The organism is Acinetobacter sp. UBA2581, from assembly GCF_002339435.1.
Classification (GTDB): Bacteria; Pseudomonadota; Gammaproteobacteria; order Pseudomonadales; family Moraxellaceae; genus Acinetobacter; species Acinetobacter variabilis.
The window spans coordinates 1-17,405 of sequence record NZ_DDLD01000098.1; the positions used below are offsets into that span (position 1 = coordinate 1).

The 17,405-nt window shown below is 41.9% G+C and carries 20 protein-coding genes; 4 read left to right on the forward strand and 16 right to left on the reverse strand.

Annotated elements, in window-relative coordinates; translation table 11 throughout:
- Positions 1–142: 142 nt before the first annotated feature.
- Both B3Q46_RS12465 and B3Q46_RS12470 read right to left on the reverse strand, forming a co-directional pair.
- Complete coding sequence (locus B3Q46_RS12465; RefSeq protein WP_005236685.1) at positions 143–937, reverse strand: nitroreductase family protein; 795 nt, start codon at positions 935–937, stop codon at positions 143–145.
- Between the two features lie 73 nt (positions 938–1,010).
- Positions 1,011–1,811, reverse strand: a complete 801-nt coding sequence (locus B3Q46_RS12470) for an enoyl-CoA hydratase (protein WP_286716059.1) — start codon at positions 1,809–1,811, stop codon at positions 1,011–1,013.
- Between the two features lie 101 nt (positions 1,812–1,912).
- Here B3Q46_RS12470 and B3Q46_RS12475 point away from each other — a divergent pair, with 101 nt between their 5' ends.
- Positions 1,913–2,482 carry a nicotinate-nicotinamide nucleotide adenylyltransferase gene (locus tag B3Q46_RS12475; RefSeq protein WP_004784571.1) on the forward strand — a complete coding sequence of 190 codons (570 nt, stop codon included), beginning with the start codon at positions 1,913–1,915 and terminating at the stop codon, positions 2,480–2,482.
- Between the two features lie 47 nt (positions 2,483–2,529).
- Positions 2,530–3,093 carry a YceI family protein gene (locus tag B3Q46_RS12480; RefSeq protein ID WP_005236683.1) on the forward strand — a complete coding sequence of 188 codons (564 nt, stop codon included), beginning with the start codon at positions 2,530–2,532 and terminating at the stop codon, positions 3,091–3,093.
- A 46-nt stretch (positions 3,094–3,139) separates the two neighbouring features.
- On the opposite strand, the gene B3Q46_RS12485 is transcribed toward B3Q46_RS12480, so the two are convergent.
- On the reverse strand, positions 3,140–4,042 hold the full coding sequence (locus tag B3Q46_RS12485) for a LysR family transcriptional regulator ArgP (RefSeq protein ID WP_004784566.1): 903 nt from the start codon (positions 4,040–4,042) through the stop codon (positions 3,140–3,142).
- 107 nt (positions 4,043–4,149) lie between these two features.
- Here B3Q46_RS12485 and B3Q46_RS12490 point away from each other — a divergent pair, with 107 nt between their 5' ends.
- Positions 4,150–4,749: a LysE/ArgO family amino acid transporter gene (locus B3Q46_RS12490; RefSeq protein ID WP_004784563.1), complete on the forward strand. Its 600-nt coding sequence runs from the start codon at positions 4,150–4,152 to the stop codon at positions 4,747–4,749.
- 74 nt (positions 4,750–4,823) lie between these two features.
- Here the strand turns inward: B3Q46_RS12490 and B3Q46_RS12495 are convergent, their stop codons facing one another.
- From B3Q46_RS12495 to dapD, 5 genes are all read right to left on the reverse strand, one after another.
- Positions 4,824–5,282 carry a peroxiredoxin gene (locus tag B3Q46_RS12495; protein WP_004784561.1) on the reverse strand — a complete coding sequence of 153 codons (459 nt, stop codon included), beginning with the start codon at positions 5,280–5,282 and terminating at the stop codon, positions 4,824–4,826.
- 80 nt (positions 5,283–5,362) lie between these two features.
- Positions 5,363–5,824 carry a hypothetical protein gene (locus B3Q46_RS12500; protein ID WP_004784559.1) on the reverse strand — a complete coding sequence of 154 codons (462 nt, stop codon included), beginning with the start codon at positions 5,822–5,824 and terminating at the stop codon, positions 5,363–5,365.
- A 27-nt stretch (positions 5,825–5,851) separates the two neighbouring features.
- The gene (gene queC, locus B3Q46_RS12505) at positions 5,852–6,520 is read right to left on the reverse strand and encodes a 7-cyano-7-deazaguanine synthase QueC (protein ID WP_004784557.1); all 669 of its coding nucleotides are present in this window, start codon (positions 6,518–6,520) and stop codon (positions 5,852–5,854) included.
- 33 nt (positions 6,521–6,553) lie between these two features.
- A complete protein-coding gene (gene queE / locus B3Q46_RS12510; protein WP_005236680.1) occupies positions 6,554–7,264 on the reverse strand; it encodes a 7-carboxy-7-deazaguanine synthase QueE in 711 nt (236 codons plus the stop codon).
- A gap of 131 nt (positions 7,265–7,395) precedes the next feature.
- Positions 7,396–8,217, reverse strand: coding sequence for a 2,3,4,5-tetrahydropyridine-2,6-dicarboxylate N-succinyltransferase (gene dapD / locus B3Q46_RS12515; RefSeq protein ID WP_004784553.1), 822 nt, complete (start codon positions 8,215–8,217; stop codon positions 7,396–7,398).
- Positions 8,218–8,516: 299 nt separating this feature from the next.
- On the opposite strand from dapD, the gene carO reads away from it, so the two are divergent.
- A complete protein-coding gene (gene carO / locus B3Q46_RS12520) occupies positions 8,517–9,239 on the forward strand; it encodes an ornithine uptake porin CarO (protein WP_004784551.1) in 723 nt (240 codons plus the stop codon).
- A gap of 56 nt (positions 9,240–9,295) precedes the next feature.
- Here carO and B3Q46_RS12525 read toward each other — a convergent pair whose 3' ends face one another.
- From B3Q46_RS12525 to B3Q46_RS12560, 8 genes are all read right to left on the reverse strand, one after another.
- Positions 9,296–10,474, reverse strand: coding sequence for an OmpP1/FadL family transporter (locus B3Q46_RS12525; RefSeq protein ID WP_004784547.1), 1,179 nt, complete (start codon positions 10,472–10,474; stop codon positions 9,296–9,298).
- 143 nt (positions 10,475–10,617) lie between these two features.
- The gene (locus B3Q46_RS12530; protein ID WP_004784546.1) at positions 10,618–11,541 is read right to left on the reverse strand and encodes a CysB family HTH-type transcriptional regulator; all 924 of its coding nucleotides are present in this window, start codon (positions 11,539–11,541) and stop codon (positions 10,618–10,620) included.
- 52 nt (positions 11,542–11,593) lie between these two features.
- Positions 11,594–12,655 (reverse strand): sulfate/molybdate ABC transporter ATP-binding protein, encoded by a 1,062-nt coding sequence (locus B3Q46_RS12535; protein WP_004784543.1) that lies wholly within the window; start codon positions 12,653–12,655, stop codon positions 11,594–11,596.
- A gap of 11 nt (positions 12,656–12,666) precedes the next feature.
- The gene (cysW, locus tag B3Q46_RS12540) at positions 12,667–13,560 is read right to left on the reverse strand and encodes a sulfate ABC transporter permease subunit CysW (protein ID WP_004784540.1); all 894 of its coding nucleotides are present in this window, start codon (positions 13,558–13,560) and stop codon (positions 12,667–12,669) included.
- The gene (gene cysT, locus B3Q46_RS12545; RefSeq protein WP_004784537.1) at positions 13,557–14,390 is read right to left on the reverse strand and encodes a sulfate ABC transporter permease subunit CysT; all 834 of its coding nucleotides are present in this window, start codon (positions 14,388–14,390) and stop codon (positions 13,557–13,559) included. Before cysT ends, cysW begins: the two co-directional genes overlap by 4 nt.
- 86 nt (positions 14,391–14,476) lie before the next feature.
- The gene (locus tag B3Q46_RS12550) at positions 14,477–15,082 is read right to left on the reverse strand and encodes an RBBP9/YdeN family alpha/beta hydrolase (protein ID WP_286716068.1); all 606 of its coding nucleotides are present in this window, start codon (positions 15,080–15,082) and stop codon (positions 14,477–14,479) included.
- Between the two features lie 30 nt (positions 15,083–15,112).
- Entirely contained in the window at positions 15,113–16,129 is a 1,017-nt protein-coding gene (locus tag B3Q46_RS12555) for a sulfate ABC transporter substrate-binding protein (protein ID WP_005236675.1), read from the reverse strand.
- 173 nt (positions 16,130–16,302) lie between these two features.
- On the reverse strand, positions 16,303–17,313 hold the full coding sequence (locus B3Q46_RS12560; RefSeq protein ID WP_005236673.1) for a sulfate ABC transporter substrate-binding protein: 1,011 nt from the start codon (positions 17,311–17,313) through the stop codon (positions 16,303–16,305).
- Between the last annotated feature and the right edge of the window lie 92 nt (positions 17,314–17,405).

Here is a 17,405-nt window from a genome sequence, read left to right on the forward strand (position 1 = left end):
TCTTTGTGCAACAAAGCCGTTGTATGAGAAAACTATAAAATTATTATTTAGATTTTTCTAATATACTTAATTAAGCGACATCCATGTCATCAAATATTAAGTAAATTAATATTCTTAAATCCTTTAAATACTATTTTTAAACTCAAACCTTCTGAATAAACAGCTCTCGATCAAAACGATACTGCGGGAAGAACACACCATCTTTGGCACGTTCACCAGCACCAATCACCATCACAGGATATTGCTGGTCATTTAGGTCTAGAAGTTCACGAACCATCGGTTCATCGAAACCTTCCATCATACAGCTATCAAAACCATAAGCACGTAAAGCCAGTACCAGGTTCTCACAGGCCAATGCTGTGGTTTTACTTGCCCATAGCTTGGCATCGGCAGGACTAAATGCAGAAACAGGCATTTGTTTATCGAGTGTACGAGCTACTTTGAAAGCAACTTTCTTAAAGTTACCAAAGGCATTCAAATAACCGGTCTTGTAGTTATAGGGAATGTACTTATAGTACTTTTTAATGGCTGGTGGAGCCTCAGGAAATGGAAACTCGCTGATATTCAGTTTTGCCATTTCATCTACACGGTCAGTACGTGCCACACAGACAATCAGCTCTGAAGCTGTTTTAGCAGCAAGCTGGCTCATACATGCTTTAACCAGACGTTTTTTCTTGGATGGGTTCTGCACCACATAAAAAGTCCACGGCTGCAGGTTTGAGGAGTTTGGTGCCAGCAAGGCCAGATCCAGACAGGCATCCAGTACTTCAGCAGGAATTGGCTTCTTGGTAAATTTACGCACTGAACGGCGGCTTTCGATGACCTTGCGGAAATTGTCTACATCAATATCCTGAGGAGCAGGTTCGTAGTAACGTTTCTTTTCAGGATTTGAACTATCGGTTGTTTGAGAAGTCGTTTGGGAGTTTTTATTAGTCATAAGCTAGATTCTTTCAAAAAAATAAAAGATTGAGGCAGTCTAAACTGCCTCAATTAAAAGATAAGTTTCAGAATTAGTTGAATTGTGTGAAATCAGGTTTCCGTTTTTGCATAAACGCCTGAACGGCTTCCGTCATTTCAGGTGAACCCACACGTTTCATAAATATCTCAGCTTCATCATCAATACACTCGATAATTTCAGCCAGATTATGCTTCATTAATGCTTTGGTCTGCTTAATGGAAGCAAGTGGTAAAGCAGCCAAAGTTTGTGCCTGTTTTTCAGCAGCAGCATAGACATCTTCCTCAATGCTATTTACCAGACCTGCACCCAATGCTTTTTCACTATTAAATCGTTGTGCAGTAAGCAGTAACTCAGCTGCTTTATGATAGCCAGCTTGTTGTACTAGCAGTTTACTTGAAGCGCCTTCAGGCGACAGGCCAAGGCTAACAAATGGAATTTGGAACAGGGCAGTATTGTCACTATAAACCAGATCAGCATGCAGCAGAATCGTTACCCCGATCCCAATCGCTACACCACGAACGGCAGCAATTAGAGGCTTGGAAAATTTTGCAGCGGACTTCAACAGCACAAAAGGAGGGGTATTGCCAGCCTTACCTTGTAGAGGCGTCTGAATAAACTTCATGAAGTCCTGCATGTCATTGCCGGCACTAAAGTCTGCATCCTGACCACGTAGAATCACGACACGCACACTACTATCCTGATCTGCTTCATCCAGTGCCTGTGCGATCCATAGATATAGTTCGCCGTAAAGCGCATTTTTTGCCTCAGGACGGTGAATGGCTAAGGTCAGTACGCCATTGTCTAAATTCGCATTTAAATGCTGATGCGGTTGTTGAATACAGCTCAGTGTCATCGTACTATCCTTGCTTTATTAATATGAATTTATTGGCGCTTATTATGTCGCAAAAAATTCCCTGTGGCATAACTGATGCGTTCATAAAAGTAAGATGTGCTATGAAATATAAATTTGATTACCTGGTGTTTATTGGTCGTTTTCAACCTTTCCATCTGGCCCATATGCAAACGATTAAAATTGCCTTGCAGCAGAGCCAGCAGGTGATTCTGGCATTAGGCTCAGCACAGCAAGAACGCAATATTAAAAATCCATTTCTAGCCACTGAACGTGAAGAAATGATCCTGTCGAATTTTTCTGAAGCAGATCAGAAGCGCATTAAATTTGTCCATGTCATTGATGTCTATAATGATGAAAAATGGCAAAAACTGGTGAAATCGCTGGTGTCTGAAGTAGTTGAAGCAGAAGCAAAAGTTGGTCTAATTGGACACTTTAAAGATGAATCTTCTTATTATTTAAGTTTGTTCCCAGAGTGGGAAATGGTGGAACTCGATAGCTTGGTGGGTGCAATTTCAGCCACCCCGTTACGTGAAGCGTATTATCGCGGTGAAGTGGTGGAATCAGCTTTTCCTTTAGGCACCAGTGAATTTTTACATAAATTTAAAAATAATGAGATTTATCAACAATTGGTCAACAAGTTTGAACTAAATGATAAAACAAATCTCGGCTGAAACCGTTTTAAGGTAGTGAGTTCATTTGATTGTTAAGGATGAACACAATGAATCTATTCCTGAAACATATAGCTTATGCGGGCGCTCTATCTGCTATGTGTATATCGGCTGCGTATGCTAAAAGCTGGACATTGACGCCTCAAAGTAGTGTCGGCTTTAGCATTAACTCCTTGGGTTTGAATGTGGTAAAGGGAAATTTTCAAGAGTTCAAGGCAACCATGCAGTTTGATCCCGATAAGCCAAAACAATCATCTACTGAGTTCACTATGCAGGTGGATAGCTTGGAGGTTTCCAAACCCAGCCTTAAAAATATGATTATGGGTGAGGACCTGTTTCATGCATCTCGCTATAAAACAGTCAATTTCAAAAGTACGCAGTTTAAGCCAAATGGTACGAATCGTTATCAGGTCATGGGTCAACTTACTCTAAGAGGTGTTACTCGACCAGTGGTATTCGATACCACGCTGACACCGAACAAGGGTAATCCTAATTTACTCGATGTGAAATCCACCACGGTGATTAATCGTTCAGATTTTGGGATGAAGAAAGCCACTGCAGGCGTGGGTGAAAAAGTTAATATTCATTTAATGGGGCAGTGGAAAACCCAATAATGTGATATTCAATTTCTGTGAATTCGACAGGACATCATAGAACTGTTTAATGAACTGGATTATTCATACATTGTTCTGCCTGTTCTAGAATGACTTTGGTTAACTGTTTTAGAGCGGGAGACTGCTGTTTCCAGTGATGCCAATATAAAGGTACATCACAACTGCATTCAGGTAGTATCTCGATCAATGTCCCATTTTGAATCCGGTCCGCAATTTGATAGTCCGGAACCAAACCATATCCTACTCCAGAAAAAATAGCATCCGCAAAGGCGGTCGAGGAGGGGATATAGTGAAAAGGAAAACATTGCTGGTTTAAGCCAAATTGAGCCAACAGTAGATGGCTATGTAAATGATCCTGATCATTATAAATCACAGCGGGTGCCTTACGCAGTGATTCCCGGTGAATGCCTTGTTTAAACCAGGAATGCACAAAGGCAGGTGTTGCGACCATTCTATAATGCATCTGTCCAATAAAATGAGCCTTACAGCCTGGCATGGCTTCACTCTCACTGCTAATACAGGCATTGACTTGACCCTGCTCTAGAAGCTTATGAGTTTCACTTTGAACAGCAACCTGAAGATTCAAAGTAATTTTCTCTGCAAGCAGAGTGGTGTTCAGACAGGGAAATAACCAGGTTGCAAGAGAATCTGCATTTACCGCAATATGAATCGAGCTAAATTCTGCTTTATTTTGACCATTTAATTGCTGGATTAATTGTTGCTGCAACAGACGTTGATGCTGCAAATAATTCAGTAAGGTTTGACCGGCATTGGTCACTTTACAAGGACGCTCACGTAGCACTAGAACTTGCCCCAAATCTCTTTCCAGATTCTGTACTCTTAAAGTGACTGCTGAAGCCGTAATATTTAATACTTTTGCGGCAGCATCAAAACTTTGGGTTTCTGCGACGGCTAAAAAAGCATCACAGTTTTTAGAATTAAGTGGCATAGCTTACCTAAATAAAATTTAGTCTGAATGATATTTTCTTAATTATATTTAATTGAAAAGAATAACATAGATAATGATCTCCATCTTTATAATTCCATGATATTCCAATGTTAAATGCATATATACAAGGTCTGGCAGTAGGCTTTAGCCTGATTATTGCCATTGGTGCACAAAATGCTTTTGTATTGAAACAGGGTTTGAAACAGCAGTATGTCTTTGCGATCTGTATGTGTTGTGCCTTATCTGATGCGATATTGATTTTTGCCGGTGTTCTGGGATTTTCACAATTGATGCTGGTCAATCCGCACTGGATCAATATGGCGAAATATCTGGGCGCGACTTTTCTGGCGATCTATGGCGCTCAGCATTTTTATCAGGCCTGGAAGAATGAGCAGCGTCTGGACACAGATCAAAAAGATGTGCCTTCTTTATATAAAGTTTTGCTGATCTGTTTAATGCTGACCTGGCTCAATCCGCATGTCTATCTGGATGCTTTGGTCTTGATTGGTTCCATCTCCACCCAATATTCCAATGCACAGATACAATTTGCTTTAGGAGCGATTAGTGCGTCCTTTGTATTCTTTTTTGGACTGGGCTATGCAGCACGTTATTTGCAACCTATTTTTCAGCGACCACAAGCCTGGAAAATATTGGATATACTTATTGGCTGTGTAATGTGGTCGATTGCGGTTTCTTTAGTGAATTGAATTATTCTTTGCAGCAACTCTAAAGAAGAAGGCATGATATTTCTATGCATGCCTTTTTGATTTTATGAAACACCTTAAGCAGCCTGTAAAGCTTTCAAATCTTCTAAAACCTGTTCAGCATGGCCAGCAGCTTTTACCTTGCGGTATTCTTTGACCAGTTTTCCATTATGGAAAATGAAGGTAGAGCGTTCAATGCCCATGACTTTCTTGCCATACATATTCTTTTCTTTAATGACATCAAAGTGTTTGCATAACACTTCTTCTTTATCACTGATCAGATTAATGGTCAGATTCTGTTTTTCAGTAAAGTTCTGATGCGCTTTAACTGAGTCACGTGATACGCCCAAAATAGTCGTATTCAGTGCATCAAACTGATCTTTTAAACAAGAGAAGCCGACTGCCTGAGTAGTACAGCCAGGTGTCGAATCTTTAGGATAAAAATAGATCACCAGCCATTCTGCATTTAATTGGGCCAGATTAATTTCACCTGTAGTGGTCGGAAAAGTGTGCTCAAGTAAGCTGATCTCAGACATGATCTCTCCAATTTTTCTAAATTTTTTCAAAAAAATAAGCCACATTATAGTGGCTTATCCTAGAAAAACATCCGTCAGGATTATTTCTTTTGAGCGGCTTTATTGGCTTCTGCAGCAAGTGAATTTAATTTACCTGCGAGCTGTGGGCCTACACAAGACTGCACGTTCTGGCTTTGTTTTTTAACAAAGTCTAAAGTAGCAGGGTTTTTCTTCTGGTTGATGGTGCTTTGAATCTGCCATTTCTGAGCTTGAGTTAATTTACCTTCTGCATCCACTTCACATGTACAAAGCTTATTCACATCAGACTGAGTCAGTTTTTTGTACTTCACTGCCTGTTTGTAGGGAATAGCGCAGGCTTTAATTAAACCGTCACGCACATTTGAACTGCTTCCAGCATTTTTCATGGCAGTTGTATATTCTTTTTTCATCGCCTCAAATTCTGCTTTTGCCTTAGCTTGATCATTATTTGCAAAAGATGCAGTTGAAAATAGGGCAGACAAAGAGAGTAGGGTAGTCGCAAGTAATTTGGCTTTAATATTCATAATATGGATTTATAACCTTGATCGATTTTAAAGGTAATAACGTGTCGGGTCTTCAACACCTGCATCAGCAAAACCTTGCTTGCGTAAACGACAACTGTCACATGTTCCACACGCACGTCCTTGGTCATCTGCTTGGTAGCAAGATACCGTTTGACTGTAGTCTACGCCATGTTCTAGGCCTAAGCGAATGATATTTGCTTTGGATAAATGTAACAAAGGTGTTTCAAATTTCAGGGCTTGACCTTCAACACCGACCTTGGTTGCAAGGCGTGCCATATTGGCAAAAGCTTCAATAAATTCCGGGCGGCAGTCTGGATAACCTGAATAATCCACCGCATTAATCCCGATCACAATTGCCTCTGCACTGAACACTTCTGCAGCGGCCAAAGCATAAGATAAGAAGATGGTATTTCGTGCAGGCACATAGGTTACCGGAATACCTTCCTGCAATTGGTCTGGTACCTCAATGCTATGATCAGTAAGGGCTGAGCCGCCCAAGTTACCTAAATCAATATTGATGACACGATGTTCTACACCCGAGCGTTGAGCCAGCGCGCGAGCTGCATCAAGTTCTGTAGTAGAGCGTTGGCCATACATAAAACTCAGTGCGATACATTCATAGCGTGCCTGCGCCCAAGCCAGACAGGTTGTTGAATCTAATCCGCCAGATAACAATACAATGGCACGAGGGCGCATAACAAATACTCCAATATAGTAAATTTACAAAAATTAACGACCAGTTTCATCATTCCATAACAACTTGTGCAGCTGCAGCTGGAAACGAACAGGGAGATGGTCTTCTAAAATCCATTGAGCCAGATCACGTGCCAATTGTGGCAAGCGCGCAGCTCCTTTTTCAACTGCAAAGGCAGGGGAGAACCAGACCGTACTGACTTTTTCATTCAACTGGTACTGTTCTACCTGCTGTTTTGACCATTCATAATCTTCACGATTACAGATCACAAACTTAATCTGGTCATGCTGAGTTAAATGGTCCAGATTTGTAAGCAAATTTCGTGCAACTTCACCTGAAGTTGGTGTTTTTAAATCCAGAACTTTGGATACCCGTGCATCCACTTTAGAAACATCTAACGCACCGCTGGTTTCTAAAGAGACTTCACAGCCTAAATCTGCAAGTCGTTGCATCAGAGGCAGGGCGTTCGGTTGAGCCAATGGTTCACCACCGGTCACACAGACATAAGGCGTTTTAAAATCAAGCGTGGTCTGGATGATGTCATCTAAAGATTTGCGCTCACCACCTTCAAAAGAATACGTAGTATCACAATAGGTACAGCGCAGTGGACATCCGGTTAAGCGGATAAATACGGTTGGTAAACCTGCAGTATTGGCTTCACCTTGTAATGAATAGAAGATCTCCGTAATGCGTAAGCCCGCAGACGGATCAGAAACTGGAATTGCGGAAGATCGAAGCGTATTCATAACAACATTAACCACTGAAAAATAAATAACAATGTATAAAAATAAAAATCCCTACGATCATTGCTGACCGTAGAGACGAGGAGCGGTTGAAGCTCCGAGGAACACAAATGTTTCCTCTAAGTTAAGACATCTTAGTCTTCGCGTAGCAGATCGTTCAGGCTAGTTTTAGCACGAGTTTTCGCATCTACTTTTTTCACGATTACAGCTGCATATAAGCTGTATTTACCGCATTTAGATGGCAGGCTGCCTGATACTACAACAGAACCAGCAGGTACACGGCCATAATGGATTTCGCCAGTTTCACGGTCATAAATCTTGGTAGATTGACCAATGAATACGCCCATTGAAATTACAGAACCTTCTTCAACGATTACGCCTTCAACGATTTCAGAACGTGCACCAATGAAACAGTTGTCTTCAATAATTGTTGGGTTAGCTTGAAGCGGTTCAAGAACACCACCGATCCCTACACCACCAGACAAGTGAACATTTTTACCGATTTGAGCACATGAACCTACAGTTGCCCAAGTATCGACCATTGTACCTTCATCTACATAAGCACCGATGTTCACATAAGAAGGCATCAGTACCACGTTTTTCGCTTGGAAAGAACCTTTACGCGCTACCGCCGGAGGAACAACACGTACGCCAGCAGCTTTAAATTGCTCGTCAGTCCAGTCAGAGAATTTAGTATCTACTTTGTCGTAGAAGCGAAGATCACAAGCTTCCATTGGTTTGTTATCGTTTAATTTAAATGATAACAATACCGCTTTCTTAATCCATTGATGAACAACCCATTCACCTTCGATTTTTTCAGCAACACGTAAAGTACCATTGTCCAGGCCAGCAATTACTTCCTCAACTGCTTGACGGATTTCAGCAGGACAGTCTGCTGCTGTGAAATTCGCACGGTCTTCAAACGCTTGTTCAATGATTGTTGAAAGCTGAGACATGATCTTCCTTCCAGAAAAAAATTTCCGATATTTTACACTATATTGCTCTAAAAAGATGGAAAACTAGGAGGGGTGCTGAATTAAATTCGCAAGTAAAGTGATTAGTATCCTTTTCGTATTTTAGATATGTACAAACATTGTTTAAAAAAGGCTTATCATTCAACAAGAAAAATTAATATGTATCAAAAAATAACAAAAGCCTAGCAAAACACAAATAAAAAATATTCATTGGCTCCTTTATATTGAGCTCATCACGAATAACTAATGATGAAAAAAAAGTTCTTTTGAGGAGAGAAATAATGAAAGCTTTATATCAACTTTTAGCAGTATCCGTTCTAGCTGCCACAGCTGGATCTGTTATGGCTGCTGATGAAACAATTGTAACAGATGAAGGCGTAGCTGAATTCTCTTTCTTTAAACCTGCAGCTGTTCGTGCTGAAGTCGGTACTACCGGTTACGGTGGCGCGATCTCTTGGAATGCTAACCCTTATGTAGGTGTTACTCTAGGTTATAACGGTGGTGATATTTCATGGTCAGATGATTTATCAATCAACGGTTCTAAATATGACTTAGATATGGACAATAACCTGACTTATTTAAATGCTGAGATTCGTCCTTGGGCGAACTGGTTCTATATGGCAGCCGGTGTAGCATATATCGATAATGATTATGATATCGATCGTCGAGTAGATCCAGAGCGTGGTTTTACAGTAAATGGCAAAGATTTTACAGCTGGTGCAGATGGGGTACGACTTAATGGTCAATTATCCTACAAAAATAATATTGCTCCGTATGTAGGTATTGGTTTCTCTCCAGCAATTACTAACCGTTGGGGTGTATTTGGCGAGTTGGGTGCATACTATAATGGTAACCCACGCGTTAATTTAGTAAGTGAAGGAACTGTAGAAGCGCGTCAAGGTGAATTTGAACAAGCTGTAAGAGATGAAGAGCGTGAAATTCGTGAAGATAATAAATACGAATGGCTTCCAGTCGCAAAACTGGGTGTAAGCTTCCGCTTCTAATATTTTACTTAATACAAAAAACGGGCTTCGGCCCGTTTTTTGTTGTTAGAACAATTTTAAAAGTGATAACCCAGTTTCAAACCTAGGATCCAAGCACTGTTATCAGAAACTGCGGATAAACCTGCGATCTGCGGCGTAATAGGTTCGGATAAGGAAATTTCAGGTTTTTGAAACTTTAAATAATATAGTCCTGTAGCAATATCCCAGGTTTCTTGAATCTTATAAAGATGACCTAGTCCGATGCCCCAATAACCATCACTCGGATTCAGGGTTGAAGCCGGATTTCCTGTACCAGAATCCCATAAGAGTTCGATAGAATTTATGCCAAAAGATGGCCATTGATAAGCAAGTCCGATTTTTCCAGACCATTGATCCTCACGATAATCAATCATCCTGAATGGTTTTACTTCCGGAAACTGTAAGGCCGCATAGTCAATTACAGCGCCAAATTTAGGCGGCTGGATCACGAAATTTTGCCAGTTTGACCAACGCAGCGTGCCATAGAGCGCATTTCGATCAGTTAAAGCTGTCTGAAAATCCAAGTTCACAGACTGTGGAGTTTGAATTTCTGTATAAGGTGCTGGATTCGTACCTACAATAATCGACTCAGTGGTTTTATTGTGATGAGTAATTGCAGAGCGATAGGTCAGTGCGGTTCTAAAAAAATATTCTTGAATCTGATAACTGATTCCAGCAAGCCAGCCCCGAGCGGCATCTCGTTCAAATGTGGCCCGATAACCATTGAATATATAAAATGTCTGTCCGGATAAATATAAATTTCCTTCTAAGCTTTGATAACTTAGCCCTGTATAAAAATTCCAGTTATCGTTTGGTTGAAAGCCAATTAATGAGGTCAAATTATGGCTCTCAAACTGAATGGTAGCAGCCTCAATTGGAAGTGTTGCACCTGCAAAAGCAGGATCATAATGATAAGCGATATCTATAGAATAAGGCTGATCGTAAATCAGTTCCCACGACACTTGAGGATTCAACTGGAATTTTAATGCGACATTAGAGATCAATTGGTTATGGACAAGATTTCCTGTTGAAAAATCCGTGATGCCTAATTGTTGCAGCTCTTCGGTATGTTGTACCTGACCGCTGATATCAGGGCGAACCCAAGCCAGTGAAACTTCAGCATAATTATTTTTTTCAAAAAACGATTGGATGCTTTGGTTAGATTGCTCAAAAGCGGCAGCAAAACTTGTCCCGGAAAAAATCAGTCCACATCCCAAGAGGGAAAATTTTTAGCTCATCATTAATATAATTTATTTATTGAATTATACTGTGATTATGCTTGATTTTTAATGAAATAATCTACTGGTAAAATTGAAAAAAGAGGCGATAGGCCTCTTCAATTTAGATAGTACAATCCATATTATTCATCTGGATAAGCGACTTTTTTCAGTGCCTTGATATCTGCATCTGGTGAGCATAAAGAAATAAACTCATAACCATAACCACGTAATAAGTGGCCTTTACGTACTGCAATCCAGGTAGTATTTACCCCAAAAATATCGGTTTTAATCTGTTTCAGACGATAGTCACGTTCTGGATCATAAGCCAGATCATTGACAATACCGACACCCATGTTGAGCTCGACATAAGTTTTAATAACATCGGCGTCCAGAGCTGACATTACAATATCCACATCCACACCGGCTTCTTCAAAGGCTGAGTCGATTTTAGAACGGCCTGTAAAACCACCGTGATAAGTAATAATCGGATAGCCAGCGAGGTCTTCAATACGAACCTGTTCTTTGCTATTCAGCGGGTGATTTTGCGGCGTAATAATACTGTGCTGCCAGTTATAATAAGGCACACTCGCCAGATTTTCTTCAGTCGTTAAGGCTTCAGTCGCAATCCCGATATCTGCTTCACCCTGAAGAAGCATTTCAGTGATTTCCATTGGACTGGCTTGTTGCAAAATTAGATGAACTTTCGGAAATTCTTTTTTAAATTGGTTCACGATTGGCGGTAATACATAACGTGCCTGGGTATGTGTTGTTGCAATCGTTAATGTACCTTCATCGACCTTGTTAAAATCATCTGCAAGACGTTTGATATTGTCTGCATCAACCAGCATACGCTCTACAATGCCAAGAAGTGCCTGACCTGGTTCAGTCAGTCCTAAAAGGCGTTTACCTTTACGGATAAATAGCTGTACACCAAGCTCATCTTCTAAATCTTTAATATGCTTACTGACCCCTGACTGCGAAGTATAAAGCGCGGCTGAAGCTTCAGTTAAGTTAAAATTCTGTCTAACAGTTTCTCGAATAATTCTTAATTGTTGGAAATTCATAATTCTTTACCCTATAAGAGGATGGGGCATTTAAAAGCCCCATCTTGCAGTCTTACGCGACCTGGTTTTCAAATAAATGCAGATTTAATGCACTCAACCAAACAGTTTGATCCGGACGGAATTGATGAGCGCGGGCTTCTTCTGGTGTAAGTGAAATTTCAATCAGATTACCTTGGCGGTCATTCAGTTCCGCAACGACTTTTCCTGCAATCCAGAGTTCACGAATAAACGTGGCCTGAATCGCATTCTCTTGTGGTTGTGCATGAATACGCAGTTCATCCGGGCGAGCGAATACAATGACATTACCCTGAGCTGCCTGTTTGGCGGCATCGAACTGGATACGATCTTCACCTAGCTGAAGTATGCCGCCATTATTCTGGCCTTCGAAACGGTTAGCTTGTCCCAGGAAGTCAAACACGAATGGTGTTTTCGGTGTTTCATACACTTCACGTGGTGAACCGATCTGTTCTACATTGCCTTTGTTCATCACCACGATCTGATCTGCAACTTCTAAGGCTTCTTCCTGGTCGTGAGTGACAAAAATTGAAGTAATGTGCAGTTCATCATGCAGGGTACGTAACCAGCGGCGCAGTTCTTTACGGACTTTGGCATCTAGTGCGCCGAATGGTTCATCCAGTAATAGTACACGTGGCTCAACGGCTAGTGCACGCGCAAGTGCAATACGTTGACGCTGACCACCAGAAAGCTGAGCCGGATAACGGTCTGCCAGGAAGCCAAGTTGTACTAGATCAAGCAAACGGGTCACACGTTTTTTAATTTCTGCTTCTGATGGACGGGTTGAACGTGGGCGTACACGTAGACCAAAAGCCACGTTATCGAATACGGTCATATGACGGAACAGGGCATAGTGCTGGAATACAAAACCCACTTCACGTTCACGGACATGAACATTGGTTGCATCCTGTCCTTCCAGAATCACCTGACCACCGTCAGCAGATTCCAGACCAGCAATGATACGCAGTAGAGTCGTTTTACCACAGCCTGAAGGACCGAGAAGGGCAACCAACTGACCATCCGGGAAATCTAGGGAAATGTTTTTCAGTGCATGGAATGCACCAAAGTGTTTTTCAATATTTTTAACTTGAATACTCATGTGGGCATTCCTTAAGAAACTGTTGAATCGTCATTACGTTTGTCTTGTTTTTCCTGGCGCAGTTCGACCCAGGTTTTCAGAACCAGAGTCACAATTGCGAGGAGAGCCAGGAGCGATGACACGGCAAACGCAGCACTAAAGGTATATTCGTTATATAGAATTTCGACGTGTAGCGGCAAAGTATTGGTTTCACCACGAATATGGCCAGAAACCACTGATACTGCACCGAACTCACCCATGGCGCGGGCATTACACAGAATTACGCCGTAAATCAGACCCCATTTGATATTTGGCAGGGTCACTTTCCAGAAGGTTTGCCAGCCAGATGCACCGAGTACAATAGCAGCTTCTTCTTCTTCAGTACCTTGCGCTTCCATTAAAGGGATCAGCTCACGTGCTACAAAAGGTACAGTAATAAAGATCGTTGCTAGAACAATCGCAGGAACGGCGTAAAGGATCTTAATGTCATTATCCATCAACCAGCCACCCATCCAGCCTTGAGTACCGAAAATCAGTACGAGCATCAAACCTGCAATAACAGGTGATACCGAGAAAGGCATATCGATAATGGTGGTCAAAATTGATTTACCCGGGAAGTTAAACTTCGCTACTGACCAGGCTGCAGCTACGCCGAATATTACATTCATTGGTACCGCGATCACAGCCGTTAGTAAAGTCAGTTTCACCGCAGATAAAGTATCTGGATGAACAAGGGCTTGCGTATATACGCCCACCCCTTGTTTAAATGCTTCAACAAAGACCAGAACCAAAGGCAGAATCAGGCAGCTTAAAAAGAAGATCAGTGCAATCGCAATCAGGGTATAACGTACCCAGGTCGGCTCACGAGTCGCATCGCGGGATTGCAATTTTTCAGCCAGCGCATTGCTGTTGGTATTTAAACTCATCGTGCAGTTCTCCCGGTACGGCGGCTTGCCCAAGCTTGCAATAAGTTAATCAGGAAGAGCATCACAAAGGAAATGAGCAGCATCACTACAGCAATTGTGGTCGCACCTGCATAGTCATATTCTTCCAGACGGGAAATAATCATTAATGGCGCAATTTCAGTTTCAAAGGGCTGGTTACCGGCAATGAAAATGACCGAGCCATATTCACCGACACCACGTGCAAAGGCCAAAGCAAAACCTGTGATCAGTGCTGGCAGCAGAATCGGGAAAATGACTTTGGTGACAATCTGAAAACGGTTTGCACCGAGTGCAGAAGCCGCTTCTTCCAGTTCAGTTTCTAAATCAGAAAGAACTGGCTGTACCGTACGGACCACAAAAGGAATACCGATAAAGATCAAAGCCAGGGTAATACCGATCGGGGTATAAGCCACCTTGATGCCAATTGGATCTAAATACTGACCAATCCAACCAGTCGGTGCATATAAAGAAGTCAGAGCAATACCGGCAACTGCAGTTGGTAGGGCAAAAGGCAGATCGACCAGTGCATCGACAATGCGTTTACCCGGAAAGCTATAACGCACCAGACACCATGCCAGTAACAGGCCAAAAACTACATTAATCAAAGCAGCGATAATGGCTGAACTAAAGCTTAACTGTAATGATTTCAAGATACGTTCAGAGCTCAGGATTTCCCATAAGCCTTCCCAGCCAATGCCGAGTGATTTAATAAAAACGGCAGATAACGGGATCAGAACGATTAATGACAAATACGCTAGGGTAAAGCCTAGAGAAAGACCAAATCCTGGCAGCACTCGGGATCGCTGCGACATGATTACTCCTCAAAAGAGAGAATGCTGGTTAAAGTTAATCAGCGAAAATTAGAAAATAGAATCGGCACAAGCATAATTTGCAGGGACTAAAATGCAAATTTAAAATAATACTTGCTCTCATCAACTTTGCTGATATGGTGCATAGCCTTTTCTGAAATCAAATATTGTTCAATTTCAGGGAAAGGACCAAAACCGGAAGCAACATTGACATGGCCTACAGCTCCCAGATTAATCGGTTTGATTTTCCAGGCTTTTGCCAGAACCTGGGCATCTTCAAAACTTAGCCATGGATCATTTTCACTGATCAGCAAAGTCGTTGGAGCCTGAATCTTGAGCTGCTGGAAATAGGCGCTGTAATCCGTCTGGCTATCACGGGCAAAACCATTTTCCCCAAAACGTGCCGGATTGGCAGGTGCAACCAGAACCAGATTTTTGACTTTAGTATTCAGTTCAGGATGCTGGGCCAGTGATGCCACGCTGGTCAAACAGCCAAAGCTATGTGCCACAATCTGTACATCATCTGGAATGGCTTGCAGAGTTTTAACAAATTCTGTGACCCATACATCCAGTACCGGATGATTCCAGTCCTTTTGCTGCACACGGGAGCAACGCATGAGCCGGTGTTGCAGGCAGGTTTGCCAGTGATTGTATTCACTGCCACCTACACCGGGAACAATAAGCGTATGAGTCATGTCGATGCTCCTGTATGAAATCAGTTTAAATTATTTTTTTGCGCTGTTAGCTTTAACGATCTGGTCAAAAACACCACCATTTTCAAAGTGGGTTTTCTGTACTTTATCCCAGCCACCAAACTCCTGATCAATAGTCACCAGTTTTAATGGCTTAAAGACTTGGCTGTATTTCGCTAGCACTTTTTCATTACGTGGGCGATAGAAGTTACGTGCTGAGATTTCCTGCCCCAATGGTGAGTACAGGAAGTTTAAATAACCTTGTGCCAGGTATTTGTTGCCTTTTTTATTGGCATTCTTTTCAACAATCGCCACGGGTGGCTCAGCTAGAATTGACAGGGAAGGAGTCACAATTTCAAACTTGCCCGGTTGTTCACGAAGGGCTAAATGTGCTTCATTTTCCCAAGCCAGTAATACGTCACCGATGCCACGTTCAGCAAAAGTGGTGGTTGAACCACGCGCACCTGAATCAAGTACTTTGGTTTGTTTATAGATTTTACGAACAAATTCTTGTGCAGTTTTGTCGTTACCGCCCGGTAAGTGTTTTGCATATGCCCAAGCTGCTAAATAGTTCCAGCGTGCACCGCCTGAGGTTTTAGGATTTGGTGTGATAATCGCTACACCCGGTTTTACCAAATCACCCCAATCCTTGATGCCCTTTGGATTGCCTTTACGTACCAGGAATACAATAGTAGAAGTATAGGGTGTTGAGTTTTGTGGTAATTTTTTCTGCCAGTCTGCAGGTAACAGTTTGGCTTTTTCGACCAGTACATCAATATCAGCGGCTAATGCCAAAGTTACGACATCGGCATCCAGACCATCAATCACGGCACGCGCCTGTTTACCTGAACCACCATGTGACTGTTTGAAGTTAATGCTTTGGCCAGTACGGCTTTTCCAGTATTTACCAAATTCTTTATTGACGTCTTCATAGAGTTCACGCGTCGGATCATAAGAGACATTCAGAAAGTCGCGCGCTGCAGCAGAAAACGAAGTTGCTGAAATAACAGCAGCCAGAACCCCTAGTTTTAGTTTTGTTGAAATGCTCATGTGAACCTCAAACTCTTACACGTTTTGTAACATGAGTGAAGAATAAACCTATTCTTTATGCATAAAAAATAATTAAAAATGAATTTTATATGAAAATATAAGATAAAAGAGTTTATAAGTATTTGAAACAACAATGGCCTTATTCAATAAGGCCATTGCATAGACATTTATTATTACGATTTTGTGCTATTTGCCTTTACGATCTGGTCAAAGATACCGCCATTGGCAAAGTGTTTTTTCTGTACCTTGTCCCAGCCACCAAACTCTTTATCAATAGTCACCAGCTTCAGCGATTTAAAGACATTGCTGTATTGTTTTAATACTGCCGCATTACGTGGGCGATAGAAATTCTTCGCAGCAACCGTTTGACCCGCAGGTGAGTACAGGTAATTCAGATACGCTTTAGCCAGATTTTCATTACCATCTTTTTTGGCATTCTTTTCAACGATTGCCACTGGTGGCTCAGCCAGAATCGACAGAGAAGGGGTGATGATTTCAAACTTGCCTGGTTGCTCACGAATCGCTAGGTGCGCTTCATTTTCCCAAGCCAGTAACACGTCACCGATCCCGCGTTCCGCAAATGTTGTGGTTGAACCACGTGCACCTGAGTCCAGAACTTTAGTCTGTTTGTAGATTTGACGAACGAATTCTTGTGCTTTGGCATCATTACCACCCGGTTGGTGTTTCGCCCATGCCCAAGCGGCCAGGTAGTTCCAGCGCGCGCTACCAGAAGTTTTCGGATTTGGCGTAATGATTTCTACGCCCGGTTTCACCAGATCGCCCCAGTCTTTAATGCCTTTAGGATTACCTTTTTTCACCAGGAAAACGATGGTTGAGGTATAAGGTGTCGAGTTTTGCGGGAATTTTTTCTGCCAGTCTTTAGGTAGCAGGCCGCGTGCTGCAATCTCATCAATATCTGCAGCTAGGGCCAAAGTCACGACGTCCGCATCTAGACCATCAATGACAGCACGTGCCTGTTTACCTGAACCGCCATGTGACTGTTTGAAGTTAACATCCTGACCAGTAGATTTTTTCCAGTAAGCACTGAATTCTTTATTAAAGTTATCGTACAATTCGCGAGTTGGATCATAGGACACGTTCAGGAAGTCTTTTGCAGATACGCTAAAAGCGGTTGCTGAAATAAGTGCTGCCAATACCCCAATTTTTAATTTACGGATGTTCATATTTGCCTCAAATGTTTCTTTGTTTTGTTGGATGGGGCAAGAATAGCTGGAGATTTTTTGCATAAAAAATAATTAAAAATGAATTTTATGTG